A 14,215-nucleotide genomic window follows, 5' to 3' on the forward strand; every position below is an offset into this window, starting at 1 on the left:
TCACACCGCCAGATGGTCGATGACGCGGGCTTGCGCATCCGGGGCCTTGGCCGAGCCGCTGTCGACGATCTCGCCGAGCTTGAGCACGGCGTAACGGTCGGCGAGGCCCAGCGCGAAGGCGACGTGCTGTTCCACCACCAGCATGGACAGGCCCGTTGCCCGCTCCGCCAGGAGGACGTTGCGCAGGCGCTCGACCATCGAGGGCTGCACGCCTTCGGAGATCTCGTCGATCAGGAGCAGGCGCGGACGCAGCATCAGGGCGCGGCCGAGGATCAGCATCTTCTGCTCGCCCCCGGAGAGCGTGCCGGCGCGCTGGGCGAGCCGGTCCTTCAGGAACGGGAAATGGCCGACCAAGCGCTCCAGCGCATCCGGGAGGTGGCGGTCGGACGGGACCGCCAAGCGTAGGTTGTCGCGGATCGACAGGTCCTGGAACAAAGGCTGCTCCTGCGGCGCGTAGCCGACGCCGAGCGCCACGAGCTTGGCGGGGGAGAGGCCGGAGAGCGCCTGCCCGCCGATGGTCATCCTGCCGCCGCGCAGGGTCACCATCCCCAGGATGGTCTTGAGCAGGGTGGTCTTGCCCATGCCGTTCTTGCCGAGAAGGGCGACGATCTCGCCCGCGCCCACCGCCAAGGACACGTTCTTCACGATCGAGACGGCGCCGTAGCCGCTCGACACGGCATCGAGGGTGAGGGCGGCTCCCGCCGGCTCGGTGCGTCGTGCGGCCTCAACCATGGGCGCCTCCCGAATAGATGGTCCGGACCAGCTCGGAGCCGACGACCGCGTCCACCGTGCCGTCGAGGACCAGGCGGCCCTGGTGCAGCACCACGATCCGGGACGAGATCTCCCGCACGAAATCGAGGTCGTGCTCGACCAGCACGGCGGCGATCCGGCGTCCGGCGGTCAGGGCCTTGAGGACGGTCCCGATGGTGGTGCGCTCCGCCTTGGTCAGGCCGGCGGTGGGCTCGTCGAGCAGGATCAGCCGCGGCTCCAGCGCCACCACCATGGCGAGTTCCAGCGCCTGCTTCTGGCCGTGGGACAGGAGGCGCGCGGGCTGCGTCAGCAGGCGGTCGAGGCCGGTCATCCGCAGGACGTCGAGGGCCGCTTGCGGAAGGCCCAGCGTCGGGTCCCGGCCGGCCGGGTTCAGCCCGTCATGCGGGGCCCGCGCGAGCCGCAGGCAGTCGGCCACCGACAGGCTCTCGAACACGCTCGCCACCTGGAACTTGCGCCCGACCCCGAGCCCGACGATCCGGTTCGGCGTCAGCCCGGTGATCGCCGTGCCGCCGATGGCGATCGCGCCGGTGAAGGGCTCGGTGCCGTCGCTGAGGCAGCGCATCAGCGTGGTCTTGCCGGCACCGTTGGGGCCCACGAGGCTGACGAGCTCACCCGCGTGGATCTCCAGATCGATGCCCTCCAGCACGGTCAGGCTGCCATAGGCTTTGGCCAGGCCGTCCACTTTGAGGATCGGAGCATCCGTCGCTGCCGCGGCGGCGGTGGCCTCCCGTGCCATCAGGACGGGGGCGGCGCGCTCGGGGCGGCCGAGCGGCAGCGCCCGCCACAGCCGGCCGGCGAGGTCGGCGAGCCCGCCCGGCAGCAGGATGATGATTGCCACGAAGGCCGTCCCCAGCAGGAGCTGCCAGAGGAAGGGCAGATCACCGGAGAGATTGGCCGCGAGGTAGTCGATGGCGATCGTGCCCAGCACCGGGCCGAGCAGCGTGCCGCGCCCGCCGAGCGCCACCCAGATCACCAGTTCGGTGCCGAACAGGAACCCGGCATTCTCGGGGGCGACCACGCCGGAGGCGTTGGCGAACAGGAACCCCGCGAGCCCGGCCACGGCGGCGAGCGAAGCGGTCAGGAGGATCTGCAGGCGCCGGGGATTGAGGCCGAGATAGGCGCAGCGCGCCTCGTTGTCGCGCAAGGCCACGAGGGCGCGCCCGGCATCCGACCGGACCAGGATCCAGGCCGCCAGCGTGACGGCGATCAGGGCCAGCGCCGCGAGGCGGAAATAGCCCTCGCTCTCGAAGGGCAGCACGTCGAACCCGACGAGACCGCTGCTGGAGCCGGTCCATTCCCCGCCCGAGTAGATGAGCTGCACCACGACGATCGGGACGACCAGCGAGATCACCGAGGCGTAGAGAGGCGTCGAGCGGTGGTAGAAGGACAGCCAGCCGACCGCGAGCCCGAGCAGGGCCGGCGCAACCAGCGCCGCCGCGATGGCCACCGCGATCCCCAGCGGCGTCGCCCCGTAGGCGGCGAGGATCATCGCGGTGGCGTAGGCGCCGATCCCGAAGAACGCCGCCTGCCCGAAGGTCAGGATCCCGGCGAAGCCCCAGAGCAGGTCCACGGTGACGGCCAGCACCGCGTAGATCATCGAGCGGGTCAGGACGTTGACCGCGAAGGTGTCGAGGAAGAGCGGCGCGATCCAGAGGGCCAGCGCCGCCAGGGCCGCGACCACGAAGGGCGCGGTGCGGGACAGGCGGCGTCCGCGGGGCGCCGCGGCGGCGCGCTCGGCGACGGGAAGGGTCTCAAGCACGGGAGAAACCTTTCGGGCTGATCCGCAGCACGAGAGCCGCGAGCACCGCGACGGCGATGCTGCCCAGGATCGGGCTGATGAAGGTGCTGATCAGGACCTGCGCGGCTCCGAAGACGAGGCAGGCGGCCGCCAGGGCCAGGAAGGACGCATCGGCCACCATCACCAGCATGAAGGCGCCGATCAGCCAGCTCACCCCCATGTTGGGATCGACGCTGGTCAGCGGCGTCAGGAGGACGCCCGCCAGCGCCGCCAGGCCCGCGCCGATCATGAACACGACGAGGCGCACCCGCCCGGTATCGATGCCGAGGCTGCGGGCCAGGGTCTCGTTCATGATCACCGCCCGGGCCGACAGGCCGAGCCGCGTCCGCTCGATGGTGAGGGCGAACAGGATCCCGATGACGAGGGCGATGCCGAGGGCCACGAGCCGGTAGGCGGAGTACTCGACGCCGAGGACAGCGACGGTGCCCGCATAGAGGTTCGGGGTGAGCTGGACGTCGCGGCCGAAGGCCAGGGTGATGAGCTGGCCGAGCACGATCCCGAGCCCCCAGGTGGCCAGGATCGCGTCCAGCGGCCGGCGGTAGAGAGGGCGGATGATGAAATGCTCCGCCAACCCGCCGAGGGCCGCGCCGACCACGAAGGCCAGGGGCAGCGCCGCCCAGGGATTGAGCCCGAGCTTGGCCGTCACCACAGCGCAGTAGGCGCCGACCGTCAGCCACGCCCCGTGGGCGAAGTTGATGATCTTGAGCACGCCGAAGATCGCCAGGAGGCCGATCGAGACGATGAACAGGATCGCCGCGGTGGTCAGGATGTCGAGGGTGAGCAGCATCGGGGCTTCCGGATGAGCCGGCGTCTTCACGCGGTGTGGACGGACCGGCCCGACGGCCGATCACGGACGCTCCCGCCCCCGCGGGGGCGGGAGAGGCGCATCACGTCACGGCAGCTTCGGGCACTGCTCGCCGGGGTCGACGTCCTTGAAGGTGCCCGCGACCTTGACCGACCCATCCGCCTGGATCTGGCCGAGATACATGGTCAGGGGGGCGTGGTGCTGCTTGCTCATGCGGATCGTGCCCCGCGGCCCGGTCACGCTCACAGCGGGCAGGGCCTCGAGCACCTTCGCCGTCTCGGTTCCGCCCGCCTTCTCCACGGCGGCCTTGTAGAGGTAGATCGCCTCGTATTCCGGCACCGAGAGATCGTTGGGCGTCCGCAGCTCGGCGCCGAACTTCTTCTGCATCGCCGCCAGGAAGGTCTTGTTCTCCGGGCTGTCGATCCCGGTCACGTAGGAGGCCGAGAGGTAGACGCCCTCGGCGTCGGCGCCCATGCTCTTGGCGGTGCCTTCGTCCAGGGCGAGGTTGGCGAAGGGCAGCGACACGCCGGCGCCGCGCAGCTGCTTGGTGAGCGTGACGTTCGGCGCGCCGCCGGCCGTGGAGGTGATCAGCGCGTCGGGCTTGGCCTCCTTCAGCTTGGAGATGATCGCGGTCCAGTCGCTGCCGTCCATCGGCAGGTATTCCTCGCCCACCACCTTGCCGCCGGTCTTCTCGGCGTAGCTCTTGGCGAAGCCGAGCATGCCGCGGCCGAAGGCGTAGTCGCTGCCGATGAGGAAATAGGTCTTGGCGCCCTTGGCCTTGAAGGCGTCGACCACCGGCGGCACCTGCTGCTCGGGCACCCAGGCATTCACGAACATGTTCTTGTTGCAGGAATGCCCCTCGTAGAACGAGGTGTAGATGTACGGCACGCGACCCTTGGTGACGGCGGGCAGGCCGGCGTTGCGGGCCGCGCTCGTCTCCATCGAGATCAGGACGTCGACCTTCTTCTGATAGATCAGGCCGTCGAAGGCCTTCTGGGCGCCGGCCGCGCCGGAGGCGTCGTCGGCCACCTCCAGAACGAGCTTGCGGCCGAGCACGCCGCCGCTCGCATTGATCTCCTCGACCGCGAGCTCCGCCGATTGCACCACCGAGGGGGCGACGACGCTGTTGGCCCCCGACAGGCCGATCGGCACGCCGATGACGATCGGCTTGCCGTCGGCGGCCTGCGCGGCCGAGGCCGCGAGCACGAGCGCGGCGGCGGTGCCGATGAGAGAACGTGTCACCATGAATGGGCTCCTGGAAAAGACGATGCGGGGCGGGGTCAGCCGTAGATGTCGGTCCGGCGGTCGCGCAGGAGAGAGTTGAACGCGTTCAGGTCCTTGCGGCCGGCCTCGTCGAGATCGACTAGGGCCGAGAGGGTCTCGGTCCGGTCGCGGCTCGCCGGGCCGGCCAGGGGCCAGCCCTTGGGGCCGATGATCAGGCTCTGGCCCTCGAAGGGCTGGCCGCGCTCCACGCCGACCCGGTCGGCGCAGGCGATGAAGAGGCCGTTCGTATGGGCGGCGGCCCGGTGCAGGGTGTTGGCCATGGCGGCCTCGCCCGCGGGCTGGTCGGGCATCGGCACCCAGTTGGTCGGGATGCAGACGATCTCGGCGCCCCCGAGGGCGAGCTGCCGGAAGGTCTCGGGGAACCAGCCGTCGTAGCAGATCGCGATTCCGATCTTGCCGAGCGCCGTGTCGAAGACCGGGAAGCCGAGATCGCCCTTGGCGAAGAACACGTTCTCCTGGTCCCAGAGATGCGCCTTGCGGTAGGTGCCGATGTAGCCCTGCGGCCCGACGATCACCGCGGCGTTGTAGAGGGTCGCGTCCGCACGCTCGGCGATGCCGGCCACGATGTGCACGTCGAGTTCCGCCGCGAGCGCCGCCCAGGCCCGGGTCGTCGGCCCGTCCGGCACCGGCTCGGCGAGGGAGGCCGCCTCCGTGTCGGATTCGAACACGTAGCCGGTGCTGGCGAGCTCGGGCAGGACGATCAGGCGGCTGCCCTCCGCCGCGGCGGCGCGGATGAGATCCGCTCCCCGCGCGATATTGGCCGCCACGGCACCGAATTGCGGCTCGAACTGGATGCAGGACACCCGTAACGGCGGGCGTGCGGGATCGCTCGCTTGGATCATGTTGGCTCCAAAACGCAAAAAGCCCCTGGGCGCGGACATCATCCGCGGACCAGAGGCTCCAAAGCCGAGATGTCATGCAGCAATCCTGCTGCGGGGCAACCTTGCCCGGTAAGACTACGATACGCGCCTGAAGACGCGTCGCAAGGCGATATTTGCGGCACGGTGCTGCATTCAGGTCTTTTCCGCCAACGCGATGCGCAGGCCGAGGCCGCTCATCGCCTCGTGGGCCGAGACCACGCTCTCGGCCACGCTCGCCATCGGCACCCGGGAGGCGGTGGCGCGATCCCGCAGCATCCTGTAGGCGGCCTCCTCGTCGATCCGGTTGAGTTCCACCAGCAGCCGGACCGCCTTCTCGACGGTGCGGCGGCCCTTCATGGTCTCCTCCAAGCGGTTGATCTTGCTGGTCAACCGGCCCTCGTAGCCGCGCCGGTAGCGCGCCAGGGCGAACTGGGTCAGCACCCCGCGCGGATGGAGCGGCTTGTTGAGCACGCCGTGGGCGTTGACGTCGGCGATCGCCTTCAGGGATGTCGGGCTCTCGTAGGCCACGATGGCGATGACGGCGGGCTCGATCTCCTCGATCGACGGCAGGAGGTGCATCACCTGCGCGTCGTCGAGCTGGATGAACAGGGTATCGATCTCCGGCGGCAGGGCCGCCGGCGGCGGCCAGACGAGGGAGACCGCGCAGCCGAGGCGCCGGAGCTGCTCCAGGAGCGCGGCGCCCTCCTCGTCGCTCGGGTGGATGACCAGGGCGCGGGCCCGCCTCAGGTCGTCCAGGATCTTGCGGGCGGGCGCCGTCACGCGGCCATCCCCTCGTCGAGCCAGTTCGTCTCGAACCGGGACCAGGCGAGGTACGGATCGGGCCGCACCGGCCGGCGCGCCCGCCAGACCACGTCGAATTGCCCGTCGGGGCGGGCGATGCCGATCCCGGGGGTGAGCCAGATGTGGCGCGTCTCGCTGTCGAAGGCGAGTTCGCCCTCCGGTGCCGCGAGACGCTGCCGCAGGGCCGCGGCGCCCAGGCGCGCGGCATCGAGGGTGCCGGCCTCGGCCAGCGCACGGGCGAAGAGATGCACCTGCGCGTAGGCCGTTTCCGACCACATGCTGGTCGGGCGCCCAGGCCCGAACCGCGCCTCGAAGGCTGTCCGGAAGCGCCGATTCTCCTCGCCCGCGAGGGCCGCGAAATACGAGGCGGCCAGGACGTGGCTGCTGCATAGCTCCGGGCCGATCGCCCGGATCTGTCCCTCCGCCAGGGTCAGGCTGGCGATCGGGCAGCGGGTCCGGTCGATCCCCGACGCCGCGTAGGCCCGGTAGAGCCGCTCGGCGCCGCGCCCGACCACGGTGGAGAACACCGCGTCCGGCGCGGCGTGCCGGATCTCGGCGATCATCGCCGCGTGGGCCGCGTCGTCGGCGTCCAGCGGCGCATAGCGTTCGCCGACGATGCTCCCGCCCTTCGCCTCGATGAGATCGCGCATCACCCGGTTCGACTCGCGCGGGTAGATGTAGTCGGACCCGATCAGGAAGATCCGCGGGCCATGCTCCTGCAGGAGGTAATCTGCCAGCGCGAAGACGTTCTGGTTGAGGGTCGCGCCCGTGTAGATGATGTTCTCCGAGTACTCGAAGCCCTCGTAGATCGACGGGTACCAGAGCAGGCCGTTGTGCCGCTCGACGGTGGACAGAACCGATTTGCGGCTGGCCGAGAGCGAGCATCCGAAGATCACCTCGGCCCCGTCCTCGGCGAGCATCCTGCGGCCATAGGACCGATACGCGTCGTTGTCGCCGGCCGGATCGTAGCAGATCGGCTCGATCGGCCGCCCGAGCACGCCGCCGGCGGTGTTGATCTCCTCAATCGCGAGGGCGGTGCCGAGGAAGTGCTCGGTCTCCGTGATGCCGCTGACCCCGCTGCGGGAGAACAGGACGCCGACCCGCCATGTCGCCTCATCCTTGCCTGCCATGGCATCCCCACCCGTGCCGAAAACCCGCCCGACGGGCGGTCGCGCGCACGCCGTCCTATCGCAGTCGCGACAGCCTGGGAAACCGCGGTGACGGGGTGGCACCATTGCTCATCACGACGCGAAGAGTGTCGCGATACGCATTCGACGGCCCAAACGCGAGCGAGGCTGGCAAACGTCTGTCTTGATCGCGGTTCAGCGTTCCGATGACGGCGTGCGGCCGAAATGGGTCCGGTAGCTGCGCGAGAAATGGGCCGCGCTCGAGAAGCCGCAGGCCGTCGCGATCTCCCCGATCCGGAGGGGGCTCTGACGCAGCAGGCGGCGGCCATGAGCGAGGCGGATCGCCCGGTACTGGGCCGAGAAGCTCAGGCCCCGCTTGTCGAGGAAGAGGCGGTCGAGGTGACGTTCGCTGACCGAGGCCAGGCGGGCCATGGCGCGGCGGCCGAGCGGCGCCTCGACCGTCTTCTCCATGGTCTCGATGACGGCGAGCAGGGCCGGATGGTGAACGCCGTAACGCTCGGCCGTCGAGGCGCGCTGCGGGTCATCGGCGGCCCCGACCGCCGTATGGAGGAACCAGTCCGATATGCGGCGCGCGAACGCCGCCCCCATGCGCTCGGCGATCAGCGTGTAGGCCATGTCGAGGGGGGCGACGCCGCCGCCGCAGGTCAGGCGGTCGGCATCGGCGACGTAGCGCGCGCTCGTGAGGCGTACATCCGGAAACGCCTCGACGGTGGCGCCCGCGTACTCCCAGTGAACGGTGAAAGCACGATCCGCCAGCAGGCCGGCCGCCGCCATCAGGTAGGGGCCGCCCGAGATGCCGCCGATACGCACGCCGAACCGGGCCATGCGCCGCAAAGCCGCGTGGATCGCGGGGTTGTTCCAGCCGGTCGGCTCGCCGCCCGCGCAGACGAAGACCGTCTGCAGGTGACCACGCTCGCGCGGTAATTCCTCGCAGGGAATCTCCGCGCCCGAGGAGGACGCGACGGAGCCCTCCGTCTCCGCGAAGTAGCGCAGCCGGTAGAGGGCCCGGCCGGCGAGGTAATTGGCCGCCCGGAACGGCTCGCAGGCCGACGCGAACGACATCAGCGCAAAGCCCGGCACGAGGATGAAGCCGATCTCGTACGGGCGATCCCCCGGCGCGGAAGGGGCTTCGTCCGATGTCGAGGCTTCAGATTGGCTCATGCGTGAAAGAAACCGTCTGAGGCGGTCAAGCGCAATGACCGGGGCGCGTCATTCTTGGGGGCGCTTCCTCGTCCTGCTTGAGATCGCCCCCGGATGCCCGGTTCCACCGCCCTGCGCCTGTCGCCGCTGAAAACCGCGTCCCGTCGCCGGAGCGGTGCGCCGGGAGAGCGGCCATGACGGGGCGGGTCGACGTCGCGGTCCTGGGCCTCGGGGCCATGGGCAGCGCCACCCTCTATCAGCTGGCCAAGCGCGGTGCGGCGGTGATCGGGCTCGACCGCTTCGCGCCGCCGCACGCGCTCGGGTCGAGCCATGGCGAGACCCGGATCACGCGCCAAGCCGTCGGCGAGGGGAGCGACTACGTTCCCTTCGTCACCGCCGCGCATCGGATCTGGCGGGACTTGGAAGCGGAAACGGGCGAGACCCTGCTGAACGCCTGCGGCGCCCTGGTCATGGCCCCCGGTCACGGTGTCTCGTCCCACCACGGCAAGCCGGATTTCGTCGGCCGCTCGATCAGCGCGGCGCGGGGTGCCGGGATCGCGCACGAGGTGCTCGACGGGGCCGAGGTCACCCGCCGCTTCCCGCAATTCCTGAATCTCGCCGGTGACGAGAAGGCCTATTACGAGCCGGGCGGCGGCTACGTGTTCCCGGAGCGCTGCATCGCGGCGCAGCTCACCCGTGCGGCCGCCCTGGGGGCCGAGATCCGGACCGGCTGCGAGGTTCTGGCGCTGCGGCAGGAGGGGGCCGGCGTCCGCATCGAGACCGCCGACGGTGTGATCCTGGCCGATCGCGCCGTGGTCGCGGCCGGCGCCTGGAGCGCCCCGCTGCTCGGCCGGCCGTTCGACCGGCTGCTGACGGTCCGGCGCCAGCTCCTGCACTGGTACGCCCTGGCGGATGAAGCCGCCTATGGGCCGCGCTCGCCCGTCTTCATCTGGATGTACGGGACGGGTGACACCGACTACCTCTACGGCTTCCCGCCCATGGCGGGGGAGCGCTCCATCAAGGTCGCCACCGAGCAGTACAGCACCGCCACCACCGCCGACGCGGTCGAGCGCCGCGTCGATCCGTCGGAATCCGACGCGATGTACCGGCTGCGGGTCGAGAACCGGCTGGCCGGCACCACCGCGGAGGTCGTGCGGGCCGCGGCCTGCGTCTACACGGTGACCCCCGATCGTGGCTTCATCATCGACCGGCATCCCGAGATGGATCGGGTCCTCGTGGTCTCCGCCTGCTCGGGGCACGGCTTCAAGCATTCGGCGGGCATCGGCGAGGCCGTCGCCGCGGACCTCTCCGGGGGGGCCGGGCGACCCGACCTCACGCCGTTCGCGCTCGCACGCTTCGGTTGATCCGCCGGCCAATGGCTCGTGGATTGCTAGAAACCATGCCAAGATCAGATCATCCGCGCAGGACCGAGCCGATGCGACACACGATCCGCACCTTCCTGACCCTCGGTGCCCTGGCGGTGGCCTCGGCCCTCGCGGTGCCCAACCCAGCGTCGGCCGCGGACGGCGTCGACGCGATCAAGCAGCGCGGGACGCTGATCGTCGGCGTGAAGGCCGACTACAAGCCCTTCGGCTTCCGCGATCCGAGCGGCACGATCATCGGGCTCGAGCCCGATCTCGCCGCCGACCTCGCCAAGCGCCTGGGCGTGAAGCTCGAGCTCGTGCCGGTGGTCTCGGCCAACCGGATCGAGTTCCTCCAGCAGGGCAAGGTCGATCTCCTGATCGCCACGCTCTCGGACAAGCCGGAGCGCCGCCGGGTCGTGCAGGCCATCGACCCGCAATACTATTCCGACTTCGTCAACGTGCTGCTGCCCAAGACCTCCGGCATCACCGATTGGGCCCAGCTGAAGGGCAAGCCGCTCTGCGCGACCTCGGGGGCTTGGTACAACAAAGACGTCGCCCGCACCTACGGGGCGGAGATCGTCGCCTTCGACGGCTCCGAGAAGCCGCTCTTCGCGCTCAAGCAGGGCAACTGCCTCGGCTACGTCTACGACCAGAGCATGCTGCAGGGTAAGCTGCTCGACGACGACTGGAAGTCCGGCTACGCCCTGCCCCTCAAGGGGATCCTCGACGCGCCGTGGATGATGGCGGTCGCGCAGGGCAACACCACGCTCCAGGCGATGGTCGAGGCCGCGACCAAGGACTGGATGAAGACCGGCTTCATCGTCGCCGGCGAGAAGAAGTGGGGCATCGAGCCCACCGCCTACTCGACGGCCATGCACGAGAAGTACAAGAACGCGGCGAACTGATGCGCGTCCGTTCGACGAGCCGGGACATCCGTCCACGATGATCGAGGCGGTCCAGGCCTGGTTCCAGCGTCTCTACGAGACGACGGGCTTCAATTTCACGGTCTTCTACGACCCGTATGACTGGGACCGCTACGTCGCCGGCCTGCGGATGACGCTGCTGCTCGGGATCAGCACGATCCTGATCAGCCTCGTGATCGGCGCGGTCGGGGCGCTGCTGCAGAGCGGGCCGTCGCGCCTTCTGCGGGGGCTGGTCAACGGCTTCGTCGTGGTGTTCCGCAACACGCCGCCGCTCGTGCAGATCTTCTTCTTCTACTTCGGCCTCGGCACGCTCTTGCCGGACGTGCGCTCGGCCGACGGGTTGCGGGCCCCGATCCTCGACAACGTGCAATGGGCGATCGTCTCGCTTGCGCTGTTTGCGGGCGCGTTCAACGTCGAGATCTTCCGCTCCGGCATCGAGGCCGTGCCCAAGACCACCGTCGAGGCCGCCGAGGCGCTGGGCTACACCCGGTTCAAGGCCTACCGCCACGTCGTCCTGCCGCTGGCGCTCCGCGTCTGTCTGCCGGCGCTGAACAACAACCTGATCAACCTCCTGAAGACCACGACGCTCGCCTACGCCATCGCGGTTCCCGAGACGCTCTACGCGGTCAAGCAGATCTGGTCCGAGTCGCAGAACGTCCTCGAGATGATGCTCGTGCTGCTGGCGACCTACGCGGTCCTCGTCGGGGTGCTCGTGTGGATCATGCACCGCTGGGAGCGCGCCCTGCGCATCCCCGGATACGGCCGATGAGCGCTGCGGATCGGAACGGCCCGCGCGACGACGCGCGCTCGGAAGGCCGGCCCGGCAATCTGCCGGTGCTGCTGCCGTTCGCAATTCCCGAGAACGCGCCGCCGGCGCGCCTGCGCCCCGTCCATGGCTGGCTGCTCTGCGGCCTTGCCGTCGTCGCCCTGCCGGCTTGGGCGCAGACTGGGACCGCCGCCCTGTCCCCGCTGGAGGTGGTCGTCAAGTGGGCGCCGCTCCTGCTCACGGGCTTCGCCTTCAACGTCGCGATCTCTCTCATGGCGATGGCGATCGGCACGGTGGCCGGCATCGGGCTCGGGCTGGCCATGCTGGCCGAGGGCCGGGTGCTTCCGCGCATCGCGTGGTCGGCCACGCAGGTGTTCCGCAACGTGCCCTGGCTGGTGCTGCTGTTCTTCGTGATGTTCCTGGTGCCGTTCCAGGTCACGGTGTTCGGCATCCGCGTGCCGCTGCCCGACTGGCTGAAGGCGACGTTCGGCTTCAGCCTGCCGGTGATGGCCAACGTCGCCGAGATCGTGCGCGGCGCCGTGCGCTCGGTGCCGAACACGCAGTGGGAGGCGGCCGAATCTCTGGCCTTCACGCGGCGGCAGACGCTATGGCGCATCATCCTGCCGCAATGCGCGAAACGCATGCTGCCGCCCTGGATGAACGTCTATTCCCTCATCGCGATGGCCACCGTGCAGGCGTCGATCGTCGGGGTCACCGAGATGCTGACCCTGACCGCGCAGGTGCACGCCGCCGAGGGCGGGCGCCCCGAGCTGTTCGCTCCGCTCTACGGCTTCGCCCTGCTCTGCTTCTTCCTCTACTGCTACCCGATCGACCGGCTGACCGCCGGCCTGGAACGCCGCTTCGAGACCCGCTGAGCAGGATGCGCGCGACCATGGCCAGCACCCCGTCCCCGAGCTGGACGCCCGACCAGCCGATCGTCCGCCTCGCCGACGTGCACAAGTCCTTCGGGACCTTCGAGGTCCTGAAGGGGATCAGCTTCGACGTGCGCAAGGGCGAGGTGGTCTGCATCATCGGACCCTCGGGTTCCGGCAAGTCGACGCTGATCCGCTGCGTCAACGCGCTGGTGCCGGTCACCGCGGGCTCGATCCAGGTCGAGGGGATCGAGGTGACGGATCCGCGCCTCGACAAGCTGGCGCTGCGCCGCAAGGTCGGGATGGTGTTCCAGCAATACAACCTGTTCCCGCACAAGACCGCGCTGCAGAACGTGATGATGGCCCCCATCCACGTCCTCGGGCAGGACAGGCGCGAGGTCGAGGCCCGGGCCCGCGCCCTGCTCGCCAAGGTCCGCCTGGCCGGCAAGGAGGAGGCGTATCCCGGCGAGCTCTCCGGTGGCCAGCAGCAGCGCGTCGCCATCGCCCGCTCGCTGGCGATGCGGCCGGACGTGATGCTGTTCGACGAGGTCACCGCCGCCCTGGATCCGGAGACGGTCAAGGAGGTGCTGGTGACGATCCGCGAACTGGCCGAGGAGGGCATGACCTGCATGCTCGTCACCCACGAGATGAACTTCGCCCGCGACGTCGCCGACCACATCTACTTCACCGACCGCGGCGTGATCGTCGAGCACGGGCCGCCGGCAACGTTCTTCGCCTCCGCGCAGGATGAGCGGACGCGCCGCTTTCTCTCGCAGGTGCTTTGATACTACTTTTGCAAATGGCCAGCATCGCGGTCTTCATGTTGAATGTCTGCTATAGAGGAGCTTTCGTGTCTCATTGAAAGACTGGGTTGGGCGCGAGGCAGGCACGATTATTCTCGAACTGGCGTACACAGGAAAACCCGGGCGCTCAAACAGCCCCGATTTGCAAGTAACTGAGTTTTATATGTAAGTTGTCCAGTGGCTGGGAGGCCATCGGATGCGCCCCGCTGTCAGAAAGCTCGTTCACGTAACGTCAGGCCATCCATTCAGTCCAGACTGCGTGCCGAAGCCGCCGCTAGTGCACTGACTCAGACGGGTGGTTCAGGGGCTCGATTGAGGGCGTCGAAGATGGCGGCGGCGGGCTTGGTCCAGACGAAGGGTCGTGGGCTTTGGTTGTGCTCGGCGATGTAGCGTTTGATGGCAGCCTGAAGGTCGACGATGCCGGTGAAGGTGCCCCGTTGGAGACGGCGGCGCGTCAGCGTGGAGAAGAAGCCCTCGACGGCATTGAGCCAAGAGGCCGAGGTCGGTGTGAAGTGGAAGGTCCATCGTGGGTGGCGGGTGAGCCAGGCGCGCACCTTCGGGTGCTTGTGGCTGCCGTAGTTGTCGAGCACCACGTGGATCGCCTTGCCTGCTGGGACTGCCGCCTCGACGGTGTTGAGGAAACGGATGAACTCACCGTGGCGATGGCGCTGCATGCAGCGGCCGAGCACGGTGCCTTCCAGGACGTCGAGGGCGGCAAACAACGTCGTGGTGCCGTGGCGGGTGTCGTCGTGCGTCTGAGCAGCGGGATGCCCAAGCCCGAGCGGCCGATTGGGACGGGTTCGCTCCAGAGCCTGGATCTGGGACTTTTCGTCGATGGACAGCACGACGGCGTGGGCGGGCGGTTGCATATAGAGACCGA

The 14,215-nt window shown here is 69.3% G+C and carries 14 protein-coding genes; 5 read left to right on the top strand and 9 right to left on the bottom strand.

The genetic code is table 11. The annotated features are described in order from the left end of the window. From AKJ13_RS27235 to AKJ13_RS27270, 8 genes are all read right to left on the bottom strand, one after another. Window positions 1-732 (bottom strand): ABC transporter ATP-binding protein, encoded by a 732-nt coding sequence (locus AKJ13_RS27235; RefSeq protein ID WP_050736131.1) that lies wholly within the window; start codon window positions 730-732, stop codon window positions 1-3. Continuing rightward, complete coding sequence (locus AKJ13_RS27240) at window positions 725-2,530, bottom strand: ATP-binding cassette domain-containing protein (protein ID WP_050736132.1); 1,806 nt, start codon at window positions 2,528-2,530, stop codon at window positions 725-727. The genes AKJ13_RS27235 and AKJ13_RS27240 overlap by 8 nt, the downstream gene beginning before the upstream one ends. Then, window positions 2,523-3,356: a branched-chain amino acid ABC transporter permease gene (locus AKJ13_RS27245; protein WP_050736133.1), complete on the bottom strand. Its 834-nt coding sequence runs from the start codon at window positions 3,354-3,356 to the stop codon at window positions 2,523-2,525. Before AKJ13_RS27245 ends, AKJ13_RS27240 begins: the two co-directional genes overlap by 8 nt. 105 nt (window positions 3,357-3,461) lie before the next feature. Continuing rightward, complete coding sequence (locus tag AKJ13_RS27250; protein WP_050736134.1) at window positions 3,462-4,619, bottom strand: substrate-binding protein; 1,158 nt, start codon at window positions 4,617-4,619, stop codon at window positions 3,462-3,464. 35 nt (window positions 4,620-4,654) lie between these two features. After that, entirely contained in the window at window positions 4,655-5,500 is an 846-nt protein-coding gene (locus tag AKJ13_RS27255) for a nitrilase family protein (protein ID WP_050736135.1), read from the bottom strand. A 171-nt stretch (window positions 5,501-5,671) separates the two neighbouring features. After that, entirely contained in the window at window positions 5,672-6,298 is a 627-nt protein-coding gene (locus AKJ13_RS27260) for an ANTAR domain-containing protein (RefSeq protein ID WP_050736136.1), read from the bottom strand. Next, entirely contained in the window at window positions 6,295-7,449 is a 1,155-nt protein-coding gene (locus tag AKJ13_RS27265; RefSeq protein ID WP_050736137.1) for a transporter substrate-binding domain-containing protein, read from the bottom strand. The genes AKJ13_RS27260 and AKJ13_RS27265 overlap by 4 nt, the downstream gene beginning before the upstream one ends. Window positions 7,450-7,641: 192 nt before the next feature. Next, window positions 7,642-8,628 (bottom strand): GlxA family transcriptional regulator, encoded by a 987-nt coding sequence (locus tag AKJ13_RS27270; RefSeq protein WP_082317162.1) that lies wholly within the window; start codon window positions 8,626-8,628, stop codon window positions 7,642-7,644. Window positions 8,629-8,801: 173 nt separating this feature from the next. Between AKJ13_RS27270 and solA the strand changes: the two genes are divergently transcribed. The 5 genes from solA (at window position 8,802) to AKJ13_RS27295 (ending at window position 13,317) form a co-directional block, all read left to right on the top strand. Beyond that, window positions 8,802-9,971, top strand: a complete 1,170-nt coding sequence (solA, locus tag AKJ13_RS27275) for an N-methyl-L-tryptophan oxidase (protein ID WP_050736138.1) — start codon at window positions 8,802-8,804, stop codon at window positions 9,969-9,971. 71 nt (window positions 9,972-10,042) lie between these two features. Beyond that, entirely contained in the window at window positions 10,043-10,876 is an 834-nt protein-coding gene (locus tag AKJ13_RS27280) for a transporter substrate-binding domain-containing protein (RefSeq protein ID WP_050736139.1), read from the top strand. Window positions 10,877-10,913: 37 nt separating this feature from the next. Continuing rightward, a complete protein-coding gene (locus tag AKJ13_RS27285) occupies window positions 10,914-11,663 on the top strand; it encodes an amino acid ABC transporter permease (protein ID WP_050736140.1) in 750 nt (249 codons plus the stop codon). Further along, the gene (locus AKJ13_RS27290; protein ID WP_050736141.1) at window positions 11,660-12,535 is read left to right on the top strand and encodes an amino acid ABC transporter permease; all 876 of its coding nucleotides are present in this window, start codon (window positions 11,660-11,662) and stop codon (window positions 12,533-12,535) included. The genes AKJ13_RS27285 and AKJ13_RS27290 overlap by 4 nt, the downstream gene beginning before the upstream one ends. A gap of 17 nt (window positions 12,536-12,552) precedes the next feature. Further along, complete coding sequence (locus AKJ13_RS27295) at window positions 12,553-13,317, top strand: amino acid ABC transporter ATP-binding protein (protein ID WP_280137134.1); 765 nt, start codon at window positions 12,553-12,555, stop codon at window positions 13,315-13,317. Between the two features lie 305 nt (window positions 13,318-13,622). Here AKJ13_RS27295 and AKJ13_RS27300 read toward each other — a convergent pair. Further along, the coding region (locus tag AKJ13_RS27300) for an IS630 family transposase (protein WP_144426411.1) at window positions 13,623-14,215 on the bottom strand (593 nt) is incomplete at its 5' end.

This window comes from Methylobacterium sp. ARG-1, from assembly GCF_001262595.1.
In the GTDB taxonomy this organism is placed as follows: Bacteria; Pseudomonadota; Alphaproteobacteria; order Rhizobiales; family Beijerinckiaceae; genus Methylobacterium; species Methylobacterium brachiatum.